Origin of the sequence: Nocardioides sp. N13(2025), from assembly GCF_051912545.1 — a bacterium.
Lineage (GTDB): Bacteria > Actinomycetota > Actinomycetes > Propionibacteriales > Nocardioidaceae > Nocardioides.
Genome location: NZ_CP196809.1, coordinates 1,921,599 through 1,946,359, shown reverse-complemented (window position 1 = coordinate 1,946,359; position 24,761 = coordinate 1,921,599). Strand labels below are relative to the sequence as shown.

At 71.1% G+C, this 24,761-nt stretch carries 22 protein-coding genes; all 22 read left to right on the top strand.

From position 1 onward, the window contains the following. Positions 1-27 precede the first annotated feature (27 nt). The 22 genes from ACS3YM_RS09355 (at position 28) to ACS3YM_RS09250 (ending at position 24,745) form a co-directional block, all read left to right on the top strand. The gene (locus ACS3YM_RS09355) at positions 28-969 is read left to right on the top strand and encodes a glycosyltransferase family 2 protein (protein WP_439939793.1); all 942 of its coding nucleotides are present in this window, start codon (positions 28-30) and stop codon (positions 967-969) included. Continuing rightward, positions 959-1,891: a glycosyltransferase family 2 protein gene (locus ACS3YM_RS09350; RefSeq protein ID WP_439939792.1), complete on the top strand. Its 933-nt coding sequence runs from the start codon at positions 959-961 to the stop codon at positions 1,889-1,891. The genes ACS3YM_RS09355 and ACS3YM_RS09350 overlap by 11 nt, the downstream gene beginning before the upstream one ends. Then, positions 1,888-2,664, top strand: a complete 777-nt coding sequence (locus ACS3YM_RS09345; RefSeq protein WP_439939791.1) for a polysaccharide deacetylase family protein — start codon at positions 1,888-1,890, stop codon at positions 2,662-2,664. Before ACS3YM_RS09350 ends, ACS3YM_RS09345 begins: the two co-directional genes overlap by 4 nt. An 80-nt stretch (positions 2,665-2,744) precedes the next feature. Then, positions 2,745-4,043 (top strand): glycosyltransferase family 2 protein, encoded by a 1,299-nt coding sequence (locus ACS3YM_RS09340; RefSeq protein ID WP_439939790.1) that lies wholly within the window; start codon positions 2,745-2,747, stop codon positions 4,041-4,043. A gap of 154 nt (positions 4,044-4,197) precedes the next feature. Continuing rightward, entirely contained in the window at positions 4,198-5,841 is a 1,644-nt protein-coding gene (locus ACS3YM_RS09335) for a hypothetical protein (protein ID WP_439939789.1), read from the top strand. Then, positions 5,828-6,196 (top strand): hypothetical protein, encoded by a 369-nt coding sequence (locus ACS3YM_RS09330; RefSeq protein ID WP_439939788.1) that lies wholly within the window; start codon positions 5,828-5,830, stop codon positions 6,194-6,196. The genes ACS3YM_RS09335 and ACS3YM_RS09330 overlap by 14 nt, the downstream gene beginning before the upstream one ends. Beyond that, positions 6,193-6,468, top strand: coding sequence for a hypothetical protein (locus tag ACS3YM_RS09325; protein WP_439939787.1), 276 nt, complete (start codon positions 6,193-6,195; stop codon positions 6,466-6,468). Before ACS3YM_RS09330 ends, ACS3YM_RS09325 begins: the two co-directional genes overlap by 4 nt. Next, positions 6,465-7,220 carry a hypothetical protein gene (locus tag ACS3YM_RS09320; protein WP_439939786.1) on the top strand — a complete coding sequence of 252 codons (756 nt, stop codon included), beginning with the start codon at positions 6,465-6,467 and terminating at the stop codon, positions 7,218-7,220. Before ACS3YM_RS09325 ends, ACS3YM_RS09320 begins: the two co-directional genes overlap by 4 nt. Position 7,221: 1 nt before the next feature. Then, positions 7,222-8,544: a hypothetical protein gene (locus tag ACS3YM_RS09315; RefSeq protein ID WP_439939938.1), complete on the top strand. Its 1,323-nt coding sequence runs from the start codon at positions 7,222-7,224 to the stop codon at positions 8,542-8,544. After that, positions 8,541-9,587 carry an aminoglycoside phosphotransferase family protein gene (locus ACS3YM_RS09310; RefSeq protein ID WP_439939785.1) on the top strand — a complete coding sequence of 349 codons (1,047 nt, stop codon included), beginning with the start codon at positions 8,541-8,543 and terminating at the stop codon, positions 9,585-9,587. Before ACS3YM_RS09315 ends, ACS3YM_RS09310 begins: the two co-directional genes overlap by 4 nt. Beyond that, the gene (locus ACS3YM_RS09305; RefSeq protein ID WP_439939784.1) at positions 9,584-12,277 is read left to right on the top strand and encodes a PKD domain-containing protein; all 2,694 of its coding nucleotides are present in this window, start codon (positions 9,584-9,586) and stop codon (positions 12,275-12,277) included. The genes ACS3YM_RS09310 and ACS3YM_RS09305 overlap by 4 nt, the downstream gene beginning before the upstream one ends. A gap of 82 nt (positions 12,278-12,359) precedes the next feature. Next, positions 12,360-14,804: a PKD domain-containing protein gene (locus ACS3YM_RS09300; protein ID WP_439939783.1), complete on the top strand. Its 2,445-nt coding sequence runs from the start codon at positions 12,360-12,362 to the stop codon at positions 14,802-14,804. 49 nt (positions 14,805-14,853) lie between these two features. Next, positions 14,854-16,872, top strand: coding sequence for an excinuclease ABC subunit UvrC (uvrC, locus tag ACS3YM_RS09295; protein WP_439939782.1), 2,019 nt, complete (start codon positions 14,854-14,856; stop codon positions 16,870-16,872). Beyond that, positions 16,869-17,738 carry an RNase adapter RapZ gene (gene rapZ, locus ACS3YM_RS09290; protein WP_439939781.1) on the top strand — a complete coding sequence of 290 codons (870 nt, stop codon included), beginning with the start codon at positions 16,869-16,871 and terminating at the stop codon, positions 17,736-17,738. The genes uvrC and rapZ overlap by 4 nt, the downstream gene beginning before the upstream one ends. A 1-nt stretch (position 17,739) precedes the next feature. Continuing rightward, positions 17,740-18,708, top strand: coding sequence for a gluconeogenesis factor YvcK family protein (locus ACS3YM_RS09285; protein WP_439939780.1), 969 nt, complete (start codon positions 17,740-17,742; stop codon positions 18,706-18,708). Between the two features lie 59 nt (positions 18,709-18,767). Continuing rightward, positions 18,768-19,748, top strand: a complete 981-nt coding sequence (gene whiA / locus ACS3YM_RS09280; RefSeq protein ID WP_439939862.1) for a DNA-binding protein WhiA — start codon at positions 18,768-18,770, stop codon at positions 19,746-19,748. A 156-nt stretch (positions 19,749-19,904) separates the two neighbouring features. Then, a complete protein-coding gene (gene gap / locus ACS3YM_RS09275; RefSeq protein WP_439939778.1) occupies positions 19,905-20,900 on the top strand; it encodes a type I glyceraldehyde-3-phosphate dehydrogenase in 996 nt (331 codons plus the stop codon). Between the two features lie 5 nt (positions 20,901-20,905). Beyond that, on the top strand, positions 20,906-22,123 hold the full coding sequence (locus ACS3YM_RS09270) for a phosphoglycerate kinase (protein ID WP_439939777.1): 1,218 nt from the start codon (positions 20,906-20,908) through the stop codon (positions 22,121-22,123). Positions 22,124-22,125: 2 nt separating this feature from the next. Next, positions 22,126-22,932 (top strand): triose-phosphate isomerase, encoded by an 807-nt coding sequence (tpiA, locus tag ACS3YM_RS09265; protein ID WP_439939776.1) that lies wholly within the window; start codon positions 22,126-22,128, stop codon positions 22,930-22,932. A 44-nt stretch (positions 22,933-22,976) separates the two neighbouring features. Then, positions 22,977-23,216: a preprotein translocase subunit SecG gene (gene secG, locus ACS3YM_RS09260; RefSeq protein WP_439939775.1), complete on the top strand. Its 240-nt coding sequence runs from the start codon at positions 22,977-22,979 to the stop codon at positions 23,214-23,216. A gap of 29 nt (positions 23,217-23,245) precedes the next feature. After that, the gene (locus ACS3YM_RS09255) at positions 23,246-23,605 is read left to right on the top strand and encodes an RNA polymerase-binding protein RbpA (protein ID WP_172259783.1); all 360 of its coding nucleotides are present in this window, start codon (positions 23,246-23,248) and stop codon (positions 23,603-23,605) included. Positions 23,606-23,785: 180 nt separating this feature from the next. Continuing rightward, positions 23,786-24,745: a hypothetical protein gene (locus ACS3YM_RS09250; RefSeq protein WP_439939774.1), complete on the top strand. Its 960-nt coding sequence runs from the start codon at positions 23,786-23,788 to the stop codon at positions 24,743-24,745. The last annotated feature ends 16 nt before the right edge of the window (positions 24,746-24,761 follow it).

Genomic DNA, 24,761 nt, shown 5'->3' with positions numbered 1-24,761 from the left:
ACGGGGACACAAGGACTTGAGAGCGTCATGGCGGATCGCCGTGGCCGACGCAACCGGGAGGCCCCGCGCGTCAGCGTGATCGTGCCCACCCGCAACGAGGCGGCGAACCTGCCCCTCGTCTTCAGCCGTCTGCCGCTCGACCTGCACGAGGTGATCGTCGTCGACGGCAGGTCGACCGACGGGACCATCGAGGTTGCGCGCGCTCTCCGCCCCGGCGTCCGGATCGTCGAGCAGACCGGCAAGGGCAAGGGCGACGCACTCGCGCTCGGCTTCATGCACGCGACCGGCGACATCATCGTCACCCTCGACGCCGACGGCTCGGCAGACGCCGCCGAGATCCCCCGGTTCGTCGCGACCCTCGTCGCCGGCGCCGACTTCGCGAAGGGCTCGCGCTACATGCACGGCGGGGGCAGCGCGGACATCACCTTCATCCGCTCCTTGGGCAACAAGGTCCTCTGTGCGGTCGCGAACCACGTCTACGGAGCGCACTTCAGCGACCTCTGCTACGGCTACAACGCGTTCTGGGCCGACTGCCTCGACCACCTCAGCAGCCCGTGGCCCTGGTTCGGCAGCGACGGCGAGGCCGACTTCGGCACGGGGTTCGAGGTGGAGACCGTGATCAACGTGCGCTCGGTCAAGGGCGGGCTGGTCGTGTGGGAGGTCCCGAGCTACGAGTGCCGGCGCCTGCACGGCAGCAGCAACCTGCACGCGGTGCGCGACGGCGTACGCATCGTGAAGACGCTGGTGCGGGAGACCCCCTCCCGTGCAGCGCGGCGGGCGGTGCCCAGCGGGTCGCCCGTCGGGATGCACGAAGGCCTGCTCCCCACGTCGCCGATCCTGCCGATGCCGGCCCGGTCGAGCGCGCCGTGGGTGGTCATCCCCGAGCAGAGGTCGGAGCTGGCACCCGTCCTGGCGATCGCGTCCGAGGAGAACCTCGAGGCGACCGTCGGTGCGGACCATGCGCTCTGACGCGTCCGGGTCGACGCTCAGCGTCATCATCTGCTGCTACACGATGGATCGCTGGCACGACCTGGTCGAGGCCGTCCACGAGGTGGAGCGGCAGGCTGGGGGCTCGGCACAGGTCCTCGTGTGCGTCGACCACAACGACACGCTGTTCCGGAGGGCGAGCGCGGCCCTGCCGCGCGCCACCGTCGTCGAGAACACGCACCAGCAGGGGCTGTCCGGCGCGCGCAACTCGGCCGTCGAGCAGGCCTCGGGCGACGTGCTCGTCTTCCTCGACGACGACGCCGCGCCGACCGAGGGCTGGCTCGACGCGCTCCTCGAGCCCTTCGCCGACGCCGACGTGGCTGCGGTGGGCGGTGCGGCGACGCCCGCCTGGCCGACGCGCCGCCCGGGCTGGTTCCCCGGCGAGTTCGACTGGGTGGTGGGCTGCAGCTACCTCGGGCTGCCGGTGAAGCGGACCCAGGTCCGCAACGTCATGGGCTGCAACATGGCCTTCCGTCGTGAGGTGTTCGAGGCCGGGCTCCGGTTCTCGCCGGCCGTCGGCCGCAACGGCAACGACTCCGGCGGATGCGAGGAGACCGAGCTCTGCATCCAGTTGCGCCGCCGCTGGCCCGAGTCGGCGGTCGTCTTCGAGCCCGGCGCCGTGGTGCGGCACCGGGTGCCGCCGAGCCGGTGCTCGTGGGCCTACTTCGCGCGCCGCTGCTACGCCGAAGGCCTGTCCAAGGCGCGGGTGTCGGCCCTCGTCGGCCCCGAGGACGCGCTCAGCTCCGAGTGGGACTACACCCGACGCACGCTTCCCCGCGGACTCGTCCGCGGACTGCGCGACGCCGTCACCGGCGAGGTGAGGGGCCTGGCGCGCTCGGCCGCGATCGTCGCCGGGCTCAGCCTCACCTCGGCGGGCTACGCACGGGGGAGGTACGTCGGATGATGCCGCTGCCGATCCTGCTCTACCACTCGGTGGACGACGACCCGGCCCGCGAGGTGGCCCGGTGGTCGGTCACGCGTCGCCAGTTCGACGAGCACATGGCCGTCCTGCGCCACGGCGGGTGGAACACCATCACGCTCAGCGACCTCGTCTGGCTCAAGGACTCCGGAGGCGTCTGGCCGGACCACTGCGTGGCCGTCACCTTCGACGACGGCTTCGAGGACGCGCTCACCCGTGCTCTGCCCGCCATGGACGGCATGGTCGGCACCGTCTACGTGACCAGCGGGTGGATGCGCGACGACCGCGCCGGCACCGGGGGGGCCCCGGGGCGGATGCTCTCGAGGCCGCAGCTGGCGGAGATCGCGTCGGCCGGTTGGGAGGTCGGCGCGCACGGCCATCGCCACGTCGCGCTCGACGCCGTGTCGCGGCGCCTCGCGGCGCAGGAGATCGGGGACAGCAAGCGCCTGGTCGAGGACGCGCTCGGGGCTCCGGTGCAGAGCTTCGCCTACCCCTACGGCTACCACGACAGCGGCGTGCAGCGCCTCGTGGAGGAGGTCGGCTTCGACCACGCCGTCGGGGTGAAGAACACGCACTCGCACGTGCAGGACGACCGATGGGGGATGGCACGCATCACGGTCGAGCGCGGGATGACCGCGCAATGGCTGGAGCAGACGCTCTCGGGACCGGCGCCACGCACCGCGCCGCCCGGCGAGCGACTGAGGACGACGGGGTGGCGGCAGGTCCGCCGCGCACGGATGGCACTCACCGGCACCTGACAACAGGTGGCGAACACGAGGCAAGACACCAGGGGAGAAGAACAATGGGGAACACGAATCCACCTGCCGGAGCGGGGCCGGTGCTGGTCAGGCAGATCGACCTGGACAGGGCGTTGCCGATGCTGCCCGACCGCACCGCGGCCGGGGCCAGCTACCGCACGGCGCTGGTGACGGTGAAGCTGCACGGGACGCCTGTCGTGGTGGCCGAGGTCCACGTGACGCCCGGTGTCGCCACGCCGGCGACGCTGCTCGCGGCCCTGCTCTGGCCCAAGATCGCCGCGGACGTCAACGCGCACCTGCGCGAGGACGGGCTGCCCACCGTGCGGATGCTCGACGCGCTCAACGGACTGGGCAACGGCACCAACGGCCACGCTCCTGCGTGCCAGCGGTTCGAGACCGGTGGATGGTCGCCGGAGGACGTGACGGTCGTGATCCCGACCGCGGGTCGCTCGTCGATGCTGCCGCTGCTCGTGAAGGAGCTGCTGTTCGGCTCGTTCCGGCCGGCCGCGGTCGTGGTCGCCGACAACGACGTCACCGGAGGCAGCGGGTCGCTCGCCCAGCAGCTCCGACGTGAGATCGGCGACGACGCCCCGCTGCGGGTGGTGAGCACCGCCCGACGAGGCGCGGCGCACGCCCGCAACCAGGGCGCGGCGGCCGTGGAGACCCCCCTCATCGCCTTCCTCGACGACGACGTCGCGGTGGACCCGCGCTGGCTCCCCGGCCTGCTGCGCGGCTTCGGTCGCGACCAGCGGGTCATGTGCGTGACGGGGCTGATCATGCCTGCGTCGCTCGACTCGCCCGCCCAGGTCCGGATGCAGCAGTTCGGCGGCTTCGACAAGGGCACCACCGCACGACTGTTCGACCTGGCGGCGCACGCCGGAGACCACCCCCTCTATCCCTACCTGCCGGGCGCCTACGGCTCGGGCGCCAACTTCGCCATCAGGCGCGAGGTCTTCGCGGAGGTGGGTGGCTTCGACGAGAGGCTCGGTCCCGGCACCACGACACGGGCCGGTGAGGACATCGACCTGCTGATGCGCACGGTGCTCGCGGGCAACATGCTCGCGTACGAGCCCCAGGCGCTGGTCCTGCACCACCACCGGGCGACCGACGCGGAGCTGCGCAGCACGGTCTTCGGCTACGGGCTCGGCCTGGGCTCGGTGATCTGGAAGCAGACCGCCGCCCGGGGCAGCAGGCGCGAGATCGTCCGCCGGGTCCCGAGCGGTGTCCGCTACCTGTTCGGCAGCGGCTCGCCCAAGAACGCGCACCTGCACGGGAGCGACTACCCCGCCTCCCTCCGCGCCGCCGAGCTCGCCGGGCTCATGTGGGCCCCGGTCAGCTACGTACGGTCGCGACAGTCCTCGTCCGAGCTCGTGGGCTGACGTGTCGATCGACGTCCGGACGGGGGTGCCGGTCGTGCCTCGCGACCGTCTCGGATCCGTCCTTCCTCCTCTCCTGCCGCCGCGTGGCGGCGGGACGCCCACCGGTGCCCCGGAGACGCCTCGGGGTCACCGTCGCCAGGGGTGGGCACTCCTGGTGGCTGCTCCGCCCGCAGCGGTGGCGATCGGCCTGCTGAGCCTGCGCCTGAGCTCGGCCGAGCGCATCGGGGACTACGGGCTGATCCAGGCCGTCAACGCCGGCTACCTCGTCGGTCTCGTGCTCCTCACCGCCTGCTTCGTGGTCTACCTCAGGTGGGCGCACCGGGCGCCGAGCCTCGGGGTCCTCTACCTGGCGGCCTGGGTGGCGCTGGTCGACGGTGCGCCGTTCGTGATCGAGGGTGAGCCCCGGTTCCCGGTGACGTACGTCCACGCGGGCTTCGCCGAGGCCATCATGCGGACGGGGGAGACGCTGCCCCTGCTGGACGCGAGGTTCTCGTGGCCCGGCTTCTTCGCCCTCTTCGGCTACCTCAGCGAGGCGGCCGGGTTCCACGACACGATGCCGCTGGCCGTGTGGTTCCCGTTCGTGGTCAAGGCGCTGTGGCTCGCGGCGATGTGGGTCGTGCTGCGCCGGCTCGTGCACGACCCGGCGGTGTGCTGGCTGGCCCTGTGGATCTTCGAGCTCGTCGAGTGGAGCGGTCAGTACTACTACTCGCCGCAGGCCCTGGGCGTCTTCACCTACCTGGTCATCGTCGGGGTGCTCGTCGTGGCCATGGATCCCAGGACCCGGCCCGGGCCCGGCGGCCGGACGGCTCTCGCGGTCGTCGTCGTCTCCTTCGCCGCCCTCGTCGTCAGCCACCAGCTGACTCCCTTCATGCTCATCTCCGCGACGGGCCTCCTGGGAGTGCTCGGTCTGACGCGGGCCAGGTCCCTGTGGCTGCTCTTCTCGGTGATCTTCGTCGTCTGGTTCATGTGGGCCACGACGGAGTACTGGGTCGGCCACATCCACGGCCTGCTGGGGGAGACGGGCAAGGTCACGGGCAACCTGGACGACAACGTCGGCGAGCGGCTGCAGGGCAACCCCGCCCACCAGCGCATCATCTACGCCCGGATGGGGCTGAGCGCGCTCACCGCAGGGCTCGCCGGTCTCGGCGTCCTGGTGGCCTGGCGCCGCCGGATCCTCGACGCGCGAGCCGTGGTGCTCGCCGCGGCGCCGGCCGGATCGATGGTGCTGCAGAGCTACGGCGGCGAGGGCCTGATCCGGGTCTTCCTCTTCATGCTCCCGCTCCTGGCCGGGGGAGCGGCGATCTTCCTGCTGTCGCCCAGCCGGGCACCGCGACTGATGTCCACCGCGCTGGCGGTGCTGCTGGTGGCGCTCATCCCGCCCGCGCTGGTCGCGAAGTACGGCTCGGAGTCCTTCGAGTCGGTGTCGCCGAGCGAGCGCCGGGCCGCCGCCTGGGTGCACGAGCACGTCCGACCTGGCGAGCTCGTGGTCAGCATCGCCCCGGCGGGCTACCTCCGTGAGCGCCGGGTCGGCGAGGTGGACTTCGCACCTGCCCTCGACCGGTTCCAGACCGGTGACCTGGCGGGCGTCCGGGCGCTCGTCGAGGAGCACGGCGGTCGCGGCTTCCTGGTGCTCAGCAAGGGCCAGTACGCCTACGGCAACATGGTCAGCGGCCTGCCGAAGGGGTGGCAGCACGATCTCCTCGCGGAGCTCAGCACCGCCCCCGACTTCGGGCTCGTCTACCGCGAGGGATCGACGCGCGTCTACGTCGTGGACAGGACGAACCGTGCTACGAGCTGACCCCCTCCACCCCGCCGTCGGTGCCACCCTGCTGGCCACCACCGCCCTGATGGGCCTGTCCGAGACCATCCCCGCGGCCGTGCGCGGACCCCTCGTCGTGGGATACCTCCTCCTCGCTCCCGGCTATGCGTTCCTCCCGTTCTTCGGCAGGCAGCACTGGTTGCTCCACACGCTGCTCGTCATCTCCTTCGGGGCGGCCGTGGCGACGCTCGTCGCCACCGCCATGGCCGAGACCGGGTGGTGGCACGTCGAGGCAGCTGTCGCGGCGACCGGGCTCCTCGTCGTCGCGGCCGTCGTGTGGCGGACCTGGCACAACCGGGACGCCGTCGCACGCCTGGTCGGGGGCATCCGGTGATCGCCGTGCTGCAGGCCGCCTCCACCTGGCCCGGGCGCGTGGCCCCGGAGCCGGCTGGAGCAGCCGGCCTGGCACTGGCCCTCCTGGTCGTCGTCGTCCTGGTCGTCGACCTGTTCCGCACCGACTGGCGGGAGAAGGTGCCCCCGGGGCCGGTCCCCGCGCGCCAGCCCGTCCGCGACGCGGAGTCGCGCGCCCTGAGCTGGGTCTCCACCACTGTGCTGCTCGTCGCCCTGGCCGCCGTCGTCGTCGAGCGGGTGGTGGTGCTGGCGTGACCGCGACACCCATCCCTCGTCCCCGGTCCCTCACGGTCGGGAGTCCGGCCACGGTGCCGCTCGCGCTGCTCGGCACCGGTGCGGCGCTCGTGCTCGCGGGTCAGCCCGCCTGGAGCGTGGCGCCGGTCGGTGGGCTGCTGCTCTGGGGCGTCCACGAGGCCGGCAGCGTGTCGGCGGCGCGGCGCGTGCGTGGGCATGCCACGACGCTGGTCGGCCTCACCTTCGTGCTTGCGGTCTCGATGCCGGTCTTCCTGCCGTCCGCGGTCGACCAGCTGACGCTCGCCGTGCTGGTCGCGGCCGCCCTGGTGGCGGTCATCGTCGCCTCGCCCGCGGTGCGCGCAGCCGTGCGCCCCCGCCGGCTCGCGCTCGGCGACCTCGGGTGGTGGGTGGTGTCGTTGTACGCCGCCCTCGCCGTCACGCTGGCAGCCCGTCCGGACGCCTACCCCGGCTCCGGCCTCGAACGCGCGGCGATCGCCGACCTCGTGCTCCTCGTGCCGCTGGTGAGCGAGGTCGTGCTCCGAGGCCTGCTGATGCACGGCGCGAGCGCCGGCTGGCGCGGTTGCGTCACGTCCGCGCTCGCCCAGGGATTCGTCTCCGCGGCCTTCTTCGGCTGGACCGGGCTGGTGGTCGGGATGCTGCTCGGTCTCGTCCTCGGGGCCATCCGGCTCCAGGGCGGCTGGCAGGCCTCGCTGTACGCCCACTGGGGCCTCGCGCTCGGCCTGGCGGCCCCGGTGCTGACGGGGGTGAGGTGACATGACGGCCACTGCCGCAGCCCACGCCCCGATCCGGCCCGAGCACGACAGCCTCGCGGCCCTGCGCGGTCACCGGCTCAGCCACGCCGTCATGCGCCCGTCACGGGGGCCGGACGACGACCTCGACGTGCTGGTGGCGCCGGAGGACCTGGACAGCGTGCTCGCGCTGCTGCGGTCCGACGGCTTCGTGGAGGTCCCGGCCGCCGGCCGCGGGACCCACCGGTTCCTGGTCCGGCTCGACGGTCGGACGTTCGTGCACCTCGACGTCGTCACCTCCCTGGACTTCGGGCCGCTCGCCCTGTGGCCCTCCGGCATGGCCGACGCGTGCCTCGCGCGAGCCGTCGACGGGCCCGCGGGCGTGCCGCACCTCGACCCGCGCGACGAGTTCTGGGTGACGTTGCTGCACCTCGTCACCGACGACGGCAAGCAGCCGCGCGGCTCGCAGCGCCTCGACCGGCTCGCGACCCTCGCCGGCACCGCGGCCGCCGAGCCGCTGGCCGACTGGCACCGCGTACTGTCGACCGTGCTGCCGCGCGCCACCGCGCCCGAGCAGCTCCTCCGGCAGTGCGTGGGCACCCACGTGGAGCAGCTGGGCGAGGCACTCTCAGGGCTGCGGCCCGGCCTGCGCAGGCGCTGCCTGCGGGCGGCGTACAGCTCCCGCGGTGCGGCGAAGGTCGCCGAGGTCGCCTGGCTGCGCGCGACGGAGCGGCTGCGCCAGTGGCCGGGGCGGCGCGGGCTGCTGGTGACCATCCTCGGTCCGGACGGTGCCGGCAAGTCGACACTCGTCGACGCAGTCGGCGAGGCCTGGCTGTGGCGCCACCAGCGCGTCTACTTCGGCCTCTGGCCCGACGCCCACGACTCGAGCACGGTGGCGAAGGCGCTCTGGCCGTTGCGCCGGCCACTGCGCGCCGTCCGGAGGTACGCCGTCGGCGTGCTGGCCTCGGCCCGGGGACGACTGGTTCTCTTCGACCGCTACGTCTACGACGCGGCAGTCCCGCCGAGGGGCCGATTCCGGGTCCTCAAGCGCCTCTACTTCTCGGTGCTCCTGCACTGCGTGCCGGCGCCGGACCTCGCCGTGCTCCTGGAGGCGCCCGGCGCTGTGCTCCACGCCCGCAAGGGCGAGATGACCCCGCAGGTGCTGGACGAGAACAGCGACGCCATCGCCGGCCACGTGCGCGCGGTCCACGAGCGTGCCGGGCGGCCGCGGGTCCTGACGGTCGACGCGACCCAGGGCGCCGCAGACGTGGCGGACCAGGTCGTGGCGGCCATCTGGCAGATGGCCGCCGAGCGCCTGGCGCGCAGGACCGGCGGGATGCGGCCATGAGGACCGCAGCCAGCGCTCGGGACACGAGCGCCTTCGTCCTCGAGCGGATCACCGCGGGCACGCGGCTGCGCCGGGAGCACGACGACATCATCCGCACCGCGCTCGCTGCGTACGCCGCCGCGGGCCGGCAGGCAGGACAGCCGGGGGAGGACGAGGGGAAGTGGGTGCACAACTCGCACCGCGCCACCTGGGTCCGCGAGGACTGCGTCGTCAAGGTGGCGCGCTCGCCCTACGGCGAGACGGCCCTGCGTCGCGACCTGGAGGCGCGCGGCCGGATCCACGCGCAGGCGCGCTGGAGTGCGTGGCGCCAGCTGGTGCCCCGGACCCTGGCCGAGCACGCGACCGGCGACCGCTTCGCCGTGGTGGAGGAGCGGCTGCCCGGCCTCCCGCTCTCGGACCTCATGGACGACGTGAGCCTGATGGCACGTGTGCGGGGCCGGCTGGCGGACCTGCGCGAGGCGACCTCCCACGACGTCGCGGCCGACGACATGGTCTCCACGTGGTTCCTCGACCCGGGAGCCACGGTGGCAGCCCTGCTACGCCGTCACGGACACCGGCGGGCGGCCGCCGCGGTCGCCCAGTGGGCCAGCGACGTCGCGGGCTCGCTCCGGGGCACCACCTGCCGGGTGGCGCTCGTCCACGGGGACCTGTGGCCGGGCAACGTCCTGCTCGGGTCGCGCGGCCGGCTGGGGGTCATCGACTGGGACCAGGCGTCCTTCCACGACGCGGCCCTGCACGACGCCCTGCACCTGACCCTCCACCCCGTCCGCACCGAGCGACGGGTCGACCTGGGGCTGCTCATCCGCAGCCTCATCGTCTCGAGGGACGACGACCCGGTCCTGTCCGCCGCCCTGGCCAGGACCGAAGTGGGGAAATTCCTGCACGACACCGGCATCACCGAGCGCGACGCGCTCGTCTGGTACTGGCTCCGGCACGTCGACCGCATGACCCGGGAACCGGGACATGCCACCAATCCACGCTGGATCAGCAACAACGTGGTGGCCGTCGCGACCACCATTCATCAGGGGAGAAGAACGACATGACACGACACGCAAAGGCCCTGCTCGTGCGCCTGATCACCACGGTTCTCGCCGTGGCAGGCCTCGCGCTGGTGACGATCACGACCACGCCTGCCGCGCAGGCCGCACCGGGGGACGTCGGTTACGCCGACTTCAAGTACGGCCCGGGGCTCACGGGGGACTTCATCGACCCGGACAACTCGCCGACGGCCTCCAAGCCCCAGAGCAAGCTCTGGTTCGCCCAGGGCAAGTGGTGGGGTGTCCTGCAACAGCCCAACACAACAAGGCTGTCCATCTGGTCCTTCAGTCCCGGCACCCAGTCGTGGACGGACACCGGGGTGCTCGTCGACGACAGGACGGGGGCGAAGCAGGCGGACGTGCTGTGGGACGGCACCAAGCTCTACATCGCCTCCGCCGGCCGGGAGGGCGGCGTGGGGATCCGCGTCTCACGGTTCAAGTACGACGGCTCGAAGTACGTTCTCGACGGACTCCAGACCACCGTCAATGGTGGCGGAGTCGAGGCGGCGGTGATTGCGAAGGACACCACCAAACGTCTGTGGGTCGCTTACACCGCGGCCGCGGGAACCGATCAACGGAATGTGCGTGTCGTTGTCAGCAACCCGGAACAGACCAGTTTCGGAGAGGTATTCAGCCCACCGGTGGGCGGCACGCTCGTCGACAAGGACGACATCGCCACGATCATCGCGCAGAACGGTTCGGTCACAGTGGTGTGGAGCAACCAGATACCCGACCCTGTGACCGGCGAGACGGCCATCTATGCCGCTAGCCACGCAGACACTGCGGCATCACCCCTAACAGGATGGGACAAAGCCTCGACGAAGATCCTGGACGGTCCCAGTGTGGCTGACGACCACATAGCGATGTCCGGAGTGGACGGCGCTGGCGGGAGCATCTTCGTGGTGGTCAAGGAGTCGTCCGACGATCCCGCGCACGTGGACACCAGCGAGGGACTGGTGCGGCTGCTCGTGCTGAAGAACGGCACGTGGACGAACGTCATCCACAGCCGGGTCAGGGACAACATGACACGCCCGATCATCCTGCTCGAGCCGAGCAACGACAAGTTGCACGTCTTCGCCACCAGTCCGCTCGCGGGCGGGGTCATCTACGAGAAGACGACCTCGATGTCCAACCCCGTCTTCGCGGAAGGCAAGGGCGACCCGTACATCAAGCTCGCCGACCACACGTTCATCAACAACGCGACGTCGACGAAGCAGAACATCACCGACACCTCGGGCGTCCTCGTCCTGGCCTCGGACCAGAAGACCGGATACTACGTGCACAACTACACGCCTGGTTCGGCGTCGCCGGCGCCGGTCAAGCCGGTTGCCGACTTCACCTACACCCCGCAGACCGGGCCGGCACCCCTCGCGGTGCAGTTCACCAGCACGTCGAAGGATGCCAAGAGCGTGTCCTGGAACTTCGGGGACGGCACGGCTGCCTCGACACTGACGAACCCGTCGCACACGTTCACCGAGGACGGGAAGTACACGGTCACCCTCACCGCGACCAACTACGCGGGGTCGACCACGAAGTCGGTGGACATCACCGTCAAGCTGCCGGTCCCGGTGGCGAGCTTCACCAACTCGCCGACGACCGGTCCGGCGCCGCTGGCGGTCAAGTTCACCGACACGTCCACCGGACCTCCGACCGCATGGACGTGGGACTTCGGTGACGGCACGCCAACGTCGAAGGAGCAGAACCCGACACACACGTTCGCCAAGGCAGGCACCTACACGGTCAAGCTGACGGCGACCAACGAGAGCGGGTCGAGCACCAAGACGGCCACCGTGACCGTGGCCGTGTCCGTTCCGAAGGCCAGCTTCACCTGGGCCCCGACCACGGGGACGGCACCGCTGGCGGTGAAGTTCACCGACACCTCGACCGGGCCCCCGTCCAGCTGGGCGTGGACCTTCGGTGACGGTGGCACCTCCACGCAGCAGAGCCCGTCGTACACCTATGCGAAGCCGGGGACCTACACGGTCTCGCTGAAGGTGACCAACGCGAGTGGCACGAGCACCAAGACCGACACCGTGGTCGTCGCGGCGGTGCCGGTCCCGACGGTGGTGCTGGACAAGCCCAGTGCGGCAGTCACGCTGGGCTCGTACGTCGACGTGGCCTGGCACGCCACGACCACCCCCACCCTGGTGAAGGGCTACGACGTGGAGGTCAGCTCGATCGGGACGGGCAAGGGCTCGACGTGGGCGACCACGGTGCTGGCCAACCAGACCGGCACTGCCCTCCAGGTGCCGGGCATGGCCGGCTACGCCTACTGCATGCGGGTGCGGGGGACGAACACCGCCGGTGTGGCCGGGGCGTGGTCGGAGGCCCGGTGCACGGCCCTCCCGCTCGACGACAGAAGCCTGTCCCGCAAGGGTGACTGGCGTCGGGCGAGCGGCACCGGGTACTACATGGGAACGGCGTCGATCACGCGTCAGCGTGGTGCCTCGCTCTCCAAGACCGTCACCGGCAAGCAGGTGTACCTGCTCGTGGGCAAGCGCTCGGGCGGCGGCAAGGTGCAGGTCTTCGTGGGCAAGCGCCTGGTGAAGAAGGTCTCGCTCGCTGCCAGGAAGGCCCGGACGAGTGAGCTCATCACGATCGCCTCCTACGCCACGGACACCACGAAGCGCTACCGCATCGTGGTCAAGTCCGACGGCAAGCCGGTGGTCATCGACGGCCTCGCTGTGACGAGGTAGCAGGTCCCCCCGCGGGTCGGCCCGGTAGGCCTTTGCCGGGCCGACCCGACGGGGGTTGCACGAAAAGCAGAGGAGAACCACCATGTCCACCTTCACGCGTGCTCGGGCCGCAGTGGGGACTCTTGTCCTCTGCCTGGCCGGAACCCTCACAGGGATCGCAGCCCCTCCGACCGCCGTGGCGGCGGTGGGCGACGTCGGCTACCGGGACTTCGCCTACGGTCCCGGGGCCGGGTCGGGTTGGGTCGACCCCGACCTCTCGCCCACTGCCTCCAAGCCCCAGAGCAAGCTCTGGTTCGCCCAGGGCACGTGGTGGGGCGTCCTCAACGACCCGGTCTCGAACGACTTCCACATCCATCGGCTGAACCTGTCGACCCAGACATGGGTCGACACCGGAGTGCTCGTCGACTCGCGCAGCGGCAGCCGCGCGGACGCGCTCTGGGACGGCTCCAAGCTCTACGTCGCGTCGGGGACGTCGGCCTCCGGCGGCGTCCAGGTCTCGCGCTACAGCTATGCCGGCGGCGCGTGGACGCGGGACGCGGGCTTCCCCGTCACCATCGCCAGCGGGGGTGTCGAGGCCGCGGTGATCGCGAAGGACGGCACCGGCAAGCTGTGGGTCACCTACACCCAGGGCAGCAGGGTGCGGGTCGTCGTCGGCCAGCCCGGCGGGCTGAGCTGGGGTGCGCCCTTCATCCCGAGCGTGCCGGGCACGTCGGTCACCTCGGACGACATCGCCAGCGTGACGTCGTACAACGGCAGGATCAGCGTGGTCTGGAGCAACCAGGGCGACGACTCCGTCTACGCGGCCACGCACCTCGACTCGGCGGCGACCACCACGTGGGAGGGCTCGCGCAAGGTGATCTCGGGTCCCAACGAGGCCGACGACCACATCAACATCGCCAGCGTCGAGGGCAACGCGGCCGGCCGCCTCTTCGTGGCGGTCAAGACGAGCCAGGACGACGTCAGCAACAACGCGAGCGCACCCCTGATCCGGCTCCTCGTCCTCGGCAACGACGACGTGTGGCGCCAGTACGTCCACAGCCGGGTGCGCGACGGCCTGACCCGGCCCATCGTGCTGCTCGACACGACGAACCAGGTGCTCCGCGTGCTGGCGGCCGGACCCAACACCGGTGGCGTCGTCTACATGAAGACGACTCCGATGAACAACATCTCCTTCGGCGACGGTCGAGGCGACCCGTTCATCAAGCTCGCGTCCGACGTGAACATCAACAACCCCACGTCCACGAAGCAGAACCTCACGGCGACCACCGGCCTGGTGGTGCTGGCCTCCGACCAGGTGACGGGCCGCTACGTGCACAACACGATGTCGCTGGGCACCCCGCCGCCGCAGGCGCCGACCGCGGCCTTCTCGGTGTCGCCGACGTCGGGAGCCGCGCCGCTCGCGGTGAGCTTCACCGACCAGTCGACGGGCGCGCCGACCTCCTGGTCGTGGACCTTCGGCGACGGCGGCACGTCGACGTCGCAGAACCCCAGCCACACCTACTCCTCGGCGGGGACGTACACCGTCTCCCTCACGGCCACCAACGCCAGCGGGAGCAACACGCTGACCCGCGCGGGGCTGATCACCGTCGGGTCCCCACCGCCACCCCAGGCGCCGACCGCGGCCTTCTCGGCGTCGCCGACCTCGGGAGCCGCGCCGCTCGCGGTGAGCTTCACCGACCAGTCGACCGGTGCGCCGACCTCCTGGTCGTGGACCTTCGGGGACGGCGGCACGTCGACGTCGCAGAACCCCAGCCACACCTACACCACCGCAGGGACCTACACCGTGTCCCTCACGGCCAGCAACGCCAACGGGAGCAACACGCTGACCCGGACCGGGCTGATCACCGTCGGGTCCCCGCCGCCTGCGGGTGCCTACTCGGGCACGGTGACAGCAGATGCCCCCGTGGGCTACTGGAGGCTCGGCGACAGCGGCACCTCGGTGGCGGCCGTCGTCGGCCCCTCCGGGAGCGCAGTGGGCGGGGTGACGACCTCGCCAGGAGCGCTGGTGGGTGACGCCGACACGGCCCGCACCTTCGACGGCACCACGGGCTACCTCTCCATCCCGAGCACGACCGCCCTCAACCCCACCGGTGACCTGACAGTGGAGGCCTGGGCGAAGCCTGACGTGGTGCACAGCGGCGCGGTGCTGCAGAAGGGCGGGGCCAGCGGCTACAGCGTGTGGCAGTACCGGCTGTCCATGTCGAGCGGCGGGCAGTGGCGCGGCACCGTCTTCGTCGGCAGCACGGCGTACGCCGTGACCGCGCCGGGCACCGCCGCGCTGGGCGCGTGGACACACCTCGTCCTCACCCGTTCCGGCGGCACGCTGTCGTTGTACGTCAACGGCGCGCTGGCGGCGACCGCGAGCAGCACCGGGACGCTCAACGCCACGACCTCGATCCTCGGGATCGGACGCAGTGGTGAGAGCGCGACGAGCTGGTTCGACGGGAGCATCGACGAGGTTGCGGTCTACGGGCAGGCCCTGTCCGCGAGCCGGGTGGCCGCCCACTACGCCGCGTCTGGCAGGTGATCGGGACAGGTGATGAGGCACCGTCCCCGGGCGCCCGTAGGGTTGTGGGGTGGCCACGCCGAGCTCCTATCGACCCGCCCCGGGCTCGATCCCGACCAAGCCGGGGGTCTACCGCTTCCGCGACGCCAAGGGCCGGGTCATCTACGTCGGCAAGGCCAAGAGCCTGCGGCCGAGGCTGTCGTCGTACTTCCAGGACATCGGCAACCTCCACCCGCGCACGGCCACGATGGTCACCACGGGGGCGAGCGTCGAGTGGACGGTCGTCGACACCGAGGTCGAGGCCCTCCAGCTCGAGTACAGCTGGATCAAGGAGTTCGACCCGCGCTTCAACGTCAAGTACCGCGACGACAAGTCCTACCCCTGGCTCGCGGTGACCGTGGGCGAGGAGTTCCCGCGCGTCATGGTCGGGCGCGGCGCCAAGCGCAAGGGCACCCGCTACTTCGGCCCCTACAGCCACGCCTGGGCGATCCGCGAGACCGTCGACCTGCTGCTGCGCGTGTTCCCGATGCGGTCCTGCAGCAACGGGGTGTTCAAGCGGTCCGCCCAGATCGGCCGACCGTGCCTGCTCGGCTACATCGACAAGTGCTCGGCGCCCTGCGTGGGCAGCGTGACCGCCGAGCAGCACCGCGAGATCGTCGACGACTTCTGCGACTTCATGGCCGGCAACACCACGGCCTTCACCAAGCGCATCCAGCGCGAGATGTACGCCGCCTCCGAGGCGCTCGACTTCGAGAAGGCCGCCCGGCTGCGCGACGACCTCGGCGCCCTCACCAAGGCGCTCGAGAAGCAGGCGGTCGTGCTCGGCGACGGCACCGACGCCGACGTGATCGCGCTCGCGGAGGACCCGCTCGAGGTGGCCGTGCAGATCTTCTACGTCCGCGGCGGACGGATCCGCGGCCAGCGCGGATGGGTGGCCGACCGCTCGGACGACAGCGACACCGCCGGGCTCGTGCAGGAGTTCCTGCTGCAGCTCTACGGCGGAGCCGACCCCGACTCCGGCGACACCATCCCGCGCGAGGTGCTCGTGCCGGCCCTGCCACCCGACGCCGGCGTGCTCGAGGAGATGCTGGGGGAGCGGCGGGGCAGCAAGGTCGCGATCCGCGTCCCGCAGCGCGGCGACAAGCGCGACCTCCAGCAGACGGTCGCCAGCAACGCGGCCCAGGCGCTCGCGCTCCACAAGACCAAGCGCGCCAGCGACCTCACCACTCGCAACCGGGCGCTCGAGGAGATCCAGAAGTCGCTCGCGCTCGACGAGGTGCCGCTGCGGATCGAGTGCTACGACGTGTCCAACCTGCAGGGCACCGAGGTGGTCGCCTCGATGGTCGTGTTCGAGGACGGGCTCTCCCGCAAGTCCGAGTACCGCCGCTTCGTGATCCGTGGCGTCGACGGCCAGAACGACGTCGCGTCGATGCACGAGGTGATCACCCGCCGCTTCAGGCGCCTGCTCGACGAGCAGGCCAGGAGCGAGACGGTGTCGACCGACTCCGGTCCGATGCTCGTCGATCCGGAGACCGGGAGGCCGCGGAAGTTCGCCTACGCGCCGTCGCTGGTGGTCGTCGACGGCGGTCCACCCCAGGTCGCCGCGGCGCAGCAGGCGCTGTCCGAGCTCGGCATCACCGACGTCCCGGTCTGCGGCCTGGCCAAGCGGCTGGAGGAGGTGTGGCTGCCCGGCGAGGAGGACCCGGTGATCATGGCCCGCACCAGCGAGGGCCTCTACCTGCTCCAGCGGATCCGCGACGAGGCCCACCGGTTCGCGATCAACCACCACCGCAACCGGCGCTCGAAGTCGATGGTCGAGAGCATGCTCGACGACGTGCCCGGCCTCGGCGAGGTGCGGCGCAAGACGCTGCTCAAGCACTTCGGGTCGCTGAAGAAGCTCCGCGAGGCCGAGCCCGAGGCCATCGCGCTCGTGCCCGGCATCGGCCCGCGCACGGCCACCGCGATCAAGGAAGCGGTCGCGAAGGCCGACGCCACCCGCAAGACTGCTGACAAGGCGCCGGTCATCAACACGGCGACCGGCGAGATCATCTCGGACGACGACGAGACACTGCATGGAGGACTGACGTGAGTGAGCCCACTCCCGGCGAGCTGGTCATCGTCACCGGCATGACCGGTGCCGGTCGCAGCACGGCGGCCAAGGAGCTGGAGGACCTGGGCTACTTCGTGGTCGACAACCTCCCGCCGACGCTGGTGCGCGACGTCGTACGCCTCGTCGACGACAGCCGGGGCATCCACCAGCCGATCGCGGTCGTCGTCGACGTCAGGTCCGGGTCGTTCTTCGACTCGCTCCAGGCCAACCGTCACCAGCCGGTCACCGGCCGGCCGACGACGCTGCTCTTCCTCGAGGCGACCGACGACGTCCTCGTGCGCCGCCAGGAGGCGGCACGTCGCCCGCACCCGCTCCAGGGCGGTGGCCGCCTGCTCCACGGGCTGCGGCGCGAGCGCGAGGTGATGGCCGACATCCGGGGCGACGCCGACGTCCTGCTCGACACCAGCAACTTCAACGTGCACGAGCTCCAGGACCGCATCGCCGAGCTGTTCGGCACCGCGGCCTCGACCCGTCTCAAGGTCACCGTCATCAGCTTCGGCTTCAAGTACGGCATCCCGGTCGACGCCGACTGGGTGGCCGACATGCGCTTCCTGCCCAACCCGCACTGGGTCCCCGAGCTGCGGCCGCAGAACGGCCGCGACCCGGGGGTGTCCGACTACGTCCTCTCGCAGCCGGGAGCGAAGCAGTTCCTCGAGCAGTACCTCCCCGTCCTCCGCACCGTCGCCGAGGGCTACCTCGTCGAGGGGAAGCGCTTCATGCAGGTCGCCGTCGGGTGCACGGGAGGCAAGCACCGCAGCGTCGCGATGACCGAGGCGATCGCCGCACTGCTGCGCGAGTCCGGGCACGACGTCAGCACCGCGCACCGCGACCTCGGCAGGGAGTGAGGTGGCGCGCAAGACCGCGCAGGCCGCGGTCGCCCTCGGCGGCGGACACGGGCTCGCGGCCACCCTCTCGGCCCTGCGCCGGCTCCACGACGACCTCACGATCGACGACCTGACCGCCGTCGTGACGGTGGCGGACAACGGCGGCTCGTCGGGTCGGCTGCGCGGCGAGTTCGGCGTGTTGCCGCCCGGAGACCTGCGGATGGCGCTGGCCGCGCTGTGCGGCGACGACGAGTGGGGACGCACCTGGGCCGAGGTGGTCCAGCACCGCTTCGCCGGGCACGGGGAGATGAAGGGCCACGTCGTCGGCAACCTCCTCATCGTGTCGCTGTGGGAGCTCATGGGCGACCACGTCCGGGCGCTCGACTGGATGGGCCGGCTGCTCGGCGCCCACGGCCGGGTGCTGCCGATGGCGACCACCCCGATGGACATCACGGCGCGCGTGCGGGGGGCCGACCCCGACGACCCGACCGGCGTGAGGCTCGTACGTGGCCAGGTCGAGGTCGCGACGACGGGCGGGCGGATCGAGTCGGTCGCCCTGGTGCCCGAGGACCCGCGGGCGTGCGACGAGGCGGTCGAGGCGATCCGGTCCGCCGAGTGGGTCGTGCTGGGTCCCGGGTCGTGGTTCACCTCCGTGATCCCGCACCTCATGGTGCCGGGGCTGCGCCAGGCGCTGGCCGAGACCCCGGGCAAGCTCGTCGTGGTGCTCAACCTGGAGGCCCAGGCGGGGGAGACCACCGGCTTCGGCCCCGCGGACCACCTCCAGGCGCTCTTCGAGCACGCTCCCGACCTGACCGTGCACGCCGTGCTGGTCGACTCCTCGGCGCTGGCCGGCGACCGCGACCAGCTCGAGAAGGTCGTCGCCGACCGTGGCGCCCGTCTCGTGGTCGAGGACCTCGCCGTCCCGGGTGAGCCGCGGCACGACCCGGACCTCCTGGCTGCCGCCTTCGCGCGGATCGTCGACGAGGGCTGACGGACCCCACCGAACTGGTGAGGGTCGTTGACCCGCATGGCAGGATTCGGGCCATGGCAATGACGGCACAGGTGAAGGCAGAGCTCGCCTCCACCCAGATCACCAAGACCTGCTGCCGCAAGGCCGAGGTCGCCTCGATGCTCCGCTTCGCCGGGGGACTGCACATCGTGAGCGGTCGCATCGTGGTCGAGGCCGAGCTCGACACGGGCGCGGCGGCTCGCCGGCTGCGCAAGGACATCTCCGAGGTCTACGGCCACCCCTCCGATGTCGTGATGGTGCAGGGCAACGGCATCCGCAAGGGCAGCCGCTACATCGTGCGCGTGACCAAGGACGGCGAGGCCCTGGCTCGCCAGACCGGGCTGCTCGACCAGCGCGGCCGGCCCGTGCGCGGCCTCCCGCCGGCCGTGGTGAGCGGTGGCGGGTGCGACGCGGTCGCCGCGTGGCGCGGTGCCTTCCTCGCGCACGGCTCGCTCACGGAGCCGGGTCGCTCGTCCTCGCTGGAGATCACCTGCCCCGGCCCCGAGGCCGCGCTCGCGATCGTCGGTGTGGCCCGCCGTCTCGGCATCTCCGCGAAGGCGCGCGAGGTGCGCGGTGTGGACCGTGTCGTGATCCGCGACGGCGACGCCATCGGGGCGCTGCTCACCCGCCTCGGCGCCCACGAGTCCCTCATGGCCTGGGAGGAGCGCCGGATGCGCCGCGAGGTCCGCGCGACCGCCAACCGCCTGGCCAACTTCGACGACGCCAACCTCCGCCGCTCGGCCCGTGCGGCCGTGGCCGCCGGAGCCCGGGTGGAGCGAGCCCTGGAGATCCTCGCCGAGGAGATCCCCGACCACCTGCGCCAGGCCGGTCACCTGCGCCTCGAGCACAAGCAGGCCTCCCTCGAGGAGCTCGGCCAGCTGCACGACCCGGTGCTGACCAAGGACGCCATCGCCGGGCGCATCCGCCGGCTCCTCGCGATGGCCGACAAGCGCGCCGAGGAGCTCGGCATCCCCGACACGGAGGCGTCGCTGACGCCGGAGATGCTCGCCGAGGACGGGTGATCCCTCCGGCCTTTGGATCGTTCCAAAGTTACCTGTCCGTACCGCGGATGACCCCGCTCGATGGGGCCGCGCGCACCCGATAGGGTCGGTGCCAGGTCACCAAAGGCCAGAGCTGTCTACGGGGTCACCGAAGGCCCCACGAAGGAGACATGGATCATGACTGTCCGCGTAGGTATCAACGGCTTCGGCCGCATCGGTCGCAACTTCTTCCGCGCCGTGCGCGCCTCGGGTGCCGACATCGAGATCGTCGGCGTCAACGACCTCACCGACAACGCCTCGCTCGCCAACCTGCTCAAGTTCGACTCGATCCTGGGCCGCCTCGACGCCGACGTGTCCAGCGACGAGAGCTCGATCAAGGTCGGCGACCAGACCATCGCAGCGTTCGCCGAGCGCGACCCGGCCGCCCTCAAGTGGGGCGACCTCGGTGTCGACGTCGTCGTCGAGTCCACCGGCTTCTTCACCGACGCCACCAAGGCGAAGGCCCACGTCGACGCGGGCGCCAAGAAGGTCATCATCTCCGCCCCGGCCTCCAACGAGGACATCACGATCGTGATGGGCGTCAACCACGACCTCTACGACCCGTCGGCCCACACGGTCATCTCCAACGCCTCGTGCACGACCAACTGCCTGGCGCCGATGGCGAAGGCGCTCAACGACGGACTCGGCATCACCAAGGGCCTGATGACGACCATCCACGCCTACACCGCCGACCAGAACCTCCAGGACAACATCCACAAGGACCCGCGCCGCGCCCGTGCGGCCGCGCTCAACATGGTGCCGACCTCCACCGGTGCCGCCAAGGCCATCGGCCTGGTCCTGCCCGAGCTCAAGGGCAAGCTCGACGGCTACGCCATGCGCGTGCCGGTGCCCACCGGCTCGGCCACCGACCTCACCTTCGAGGCGAGCCGCGAGACGTCGGTCGACGAGGTCAACGAGATCGTCAAGGCCGCGGCCGACGGGCGCTACCTGAAGTACTCCACCGACCCGCTGGTCTCGACCGACATCGTCACCGACCCGGCGTCCTGCATCTTCGACGCGCCCCTGACCAAGGTCATCGGCAACCAGGTCAAGGTGCTCGGCTGGTACGACAACGAGTGGGGCTACTCCAACCGCCTCGCCGACCTGATCGACCACGTCGGCTCGACGCTCTGAGCTCGATGTCCGACCACACAGCAGGCATCGCGTCGCTCGGTGACCTGAAGGGCAAGCGCGTCCTGGTCCGCTCGGACCTCAACGTGCCCCTCGACGGCACGACCATCACCGACGACGGCCGGATCCGCGCGAGCGTGCCGACCATCCGGGAGCTGTCCGACGCCGGGGCCCGGGTGGTGGTCGTCGCCCACCTGGGCCGCCCGAAGGGCGCGCCCGACCCGCAGTACTCGCTCGAGCCGGTCGTGTCCCGGCTCTCGGAGCTGCTCGGGCGGCCGGTGGCCTTCGCCACCGACACCGTCGGTGCCAGCGCGACGGGGAGTGTGGCGGGCCTCCAGGACGGTGACGTCGCCGTCCTGGAGAACGTCCGCTTCAACGACGGTGAGACGAGCAAGGACGACGACGTCCGCGGGTCCTTCGCCGACCAGCTCGCGCAGCTGGCCGACGCGTTCGTCTCCGACGGCTTCGGCGTCGTCCACCGCAAGCAGGCGAGCGTGTACGACGTCGCGCTGCGGCTGCCGTCCGCGATGGGTGGCCTCGTCGCGGCCGAGGTGGACGTGCTCCGGCGGCTCACCGAGCACCCCGAGCGCCCCTACGTCGTCGTGCTCGGCGGCTCCAAGGTGTCGGACAAGCTGGGCGTCATCGACAACCTGATCGACAAGGCCGACAAGCTGCTCATCGGTGGCGGCATGGTGTTCACCTTCCTCAAGGCCCAGGGCCACGAGGTCGGCAAGAGCCTGCTCGAGGCCGACCAGCTCGAGACCTGCACCCGCTACCTCACCGAGGCCGCCGACCGTGGGGTCGAGATCCTCCTGCCGACGGACGTCGTGGTCGACACGGCGTTCCCGTCGGGCGACCGCGAGCCCGAGCCCCGGGTCGTACCTGCCTCGGAGATCCCGGCCGACGCCCTGGGCCTCGACATCGGGCCCGAGTCCGCCGCTGCCTTCGCTGCGGCGCTCGCCGACGCGAAGACGGTCTTCTGGAACGGCCCGATGGGCGTGGTCGAGGTCGACGCCTTCGCCGAGGGCACCCGGGCGGTGGCCCAGGCACTCACCGAGGTGGACGGGCTCTCCGTGGTCGGGGGCGGCGACTCGGCTGCCGCCGTGCGCAAGCTCGGCTTCGACGAGGCCGCGTTCGGTCACATCTCCACCGGCGGTGGCGCGTCGCTGGAGTTCCTGGAGGGCAAGGAGCTCCCGGGCATCGCCGTACTCGAGAGGGAGAAGTGAGCATGGCTGTGGCGTCCGGGAAGACCCGCACCCCGCTGATGGCGGGCAACTGGAAGATGAACCTCAACCACCAGGAAGCGGTGGTGCTGGTCCAGAAGCTCGCGTGGACGCTGTCGGACAAGCGCCACGACTTCGGGAAGGTCGAGGTCGTCGTGCTGCCGCCGTTCACCGACATCCGGTCGGTGCAGACGCTGGTCGACGGTGACCGCCTCTCCATCGGCTACGGCGCGCAGGACGTGTCGGTGCACGACAACGGTGCCTACACCGGTGAGATCTCGGCGGCGATGCTGTCCAAGCTGGGCTGCTCCTACGTCGTCGTCGGGCACTCCGAGCGCCGGATGCACCACCAGGAGTCCGACGAGCTGGTCAACGCCAAGGCGCACAAGGCGCTCGCGGCCGGCATGACGCCCATCGTGTGCGTCGGCGAGGGGCTCGACGTACGCCAGGCGGGGGAGCACGTCGCCTTCACGCTGTCCCAGGTCGACGGCTCGCTCGACGGCTTCAGCGCCGAGCAGCTCGCCGGCCTGGTGGTGGCCTACGAGCCCGTCTGGGCCATCGGCACCGGCGAGGTCGCCACCCCCGACGACGCCCAGGAGGTCTGCGCGGCCATCCGTGAGCGCGTCCGCGAGGTGCACGGCGACGCGGCCGCGGACGGCCTGCGGATCCTCTACGGCGGGTCCGTCAAGGCCGCCAACGTGGGCGGGATCATGGACAGGCCCGACGTCGACGGATGCCTCGTCGGCGGCGCCAGCCTGCAGGTCGACGAGTTCGGTGGCATCTGCCGTTTCTACGACATGCCGGTGCTGTGAGGGCGCTCACCGGTTCCGCCCGGTCGTGACGTAGGCTTCCGCTCGTGATTCTGCTCTTCACCATCCTGCTCGTCATCTCGAGCGCGATCATGATTCTGCTGGTGCTCCTCCACAAGGGGCGCGGTGGCGGCCTGTCCGACATGTTCGGCGGAGGCGTCTCCAGCAGTCTGGGGGGATCGTCGGTGGCTGAGCGCAACCTCGACCGGTTCACGGTCGGCGTCGGCGTCATCTGGTTTGCCTGCATCATTGCCCTCGGCCTCCTCATGGCCTACCAGGGCAACTGAATCCCCCCTCTCTTGTTCTAGGAGTCCTCGTGGCTGGTGCTGGAAACGCGATCCGCGGTAGTCGAGTCGGTGCCGGACCGATGGGCGAGGCCGAGCGTGGCGAGGCCGCGCCGCGCCAGGCGGTCACCTACTTCTGCAGCCACGACCACCGCTCGGTGGTCACCTTCGCCATCGAGGCCGCCGTGCCCGAGTCGTGGGACTGCCCCAAGTGCGGCCTCCCGGCGAGCCTCGACAGCGAGAACCCGCCCCCGGCGCCCAAGATCGAGCCGTACAAGACGCACCTCGCCTACGTGAAGGAGCGTCGCAGTGAGACGGAGGCGGCCGACATCCTCGACGAGGCCGTCGCCCTCCTCCGCAGCCGCCGCAAGGCCGGCGAGATCATCTTCTGACCCACCGACCGGGGACTTCCTCGCGCTGGAGCCCACCGACCGGGCACTTCCTCGCGCTGGAGAGCGCCGACCGGGCACTTCCTCGCGCTGAAGACGCGCGCCTGTGGATGACGTACGACTCCGCGCGACGGATTCGGGCATGTTGCCTGCATGCCTCAGCTACCGACGTGGTGCCGCGACGTGGTCCTGCTGGACTCGAGTGCGCCGCTTCCGATCGACCGCCCGTTCACGGCTTCGCACGCGGACGAGGCCGGCGTGCCCGCGAGTCTGCGGCACAAGCTCGTTGTCGGGGGCCTGTTGAGACCGCTGGTCCGCGGGGTCTTCGTGGCCTCGCAGGTACCGGACTCCTTCCGGCTCCGGGTGTCGGCTGTGGCGCTGGTGGCCCCGCCGCACGCGGTCGTGGTGGATCGAACAGCGGCGTGGACACACAAGGTGGACGCACTGCCCCGGAGTGCGATCCACGAGATGCCGTCGCTCGACCTGTTCAGCCGAAGTGCGAGCCGGCTGCGGCGCAGCGGCGTGTCGAGCGGCACCCGCGGGCTCCTACCGAGAGACACGGTGCACCTGGGTGGCGTCGAAGTCACGACGCCCTTGCGAACGGCCTGCGACCTGGGTCGTCTCCTCTGGCGATTCGACGCTCTTGCAGCAATCGATGGTTTCCTGCGCGCCGGCGTCGGTCATGCCGAGCTCGTGCAAGAGGTCGACAGGTTCAAGGGGTTCCGCGGGGTCGTGCAGCTGCGCCGTCTCTCGGCGCTGGGTGACCCGGGCGCCGAGTCCCCGCCGGAGAGCGCACTGCGGCTGCACTGGCACGAGTCCGGCATCCCTGCCTGGCCGAGAACCCAGATCTGGGAGCACGCTGACGACGGCACTCCGCTCTACCGGATCGACGTGGGCGATCGGGAAGTCCGCTTCGGCGGGGAGTTCTACGGGGAGGCGTTCCACGGGGAGGACGTCGAGGAGGCTGATGCGGAGCGCATCGCTTGGCTGGAACGCGAGCGCGGGTGGCACATGGAGGTCTTCACGAAGGAGGACGTCTACGGCAGAGAGCTGTCTGCGGCGGATCGCCTTCGCCACGGGTACGAGTCGGCTCGAGCATCGCTCGGCCTCCGCCACGCGGCGTACATCGACCTCGCCCACTGAGCAGCGCGTGGAAGTG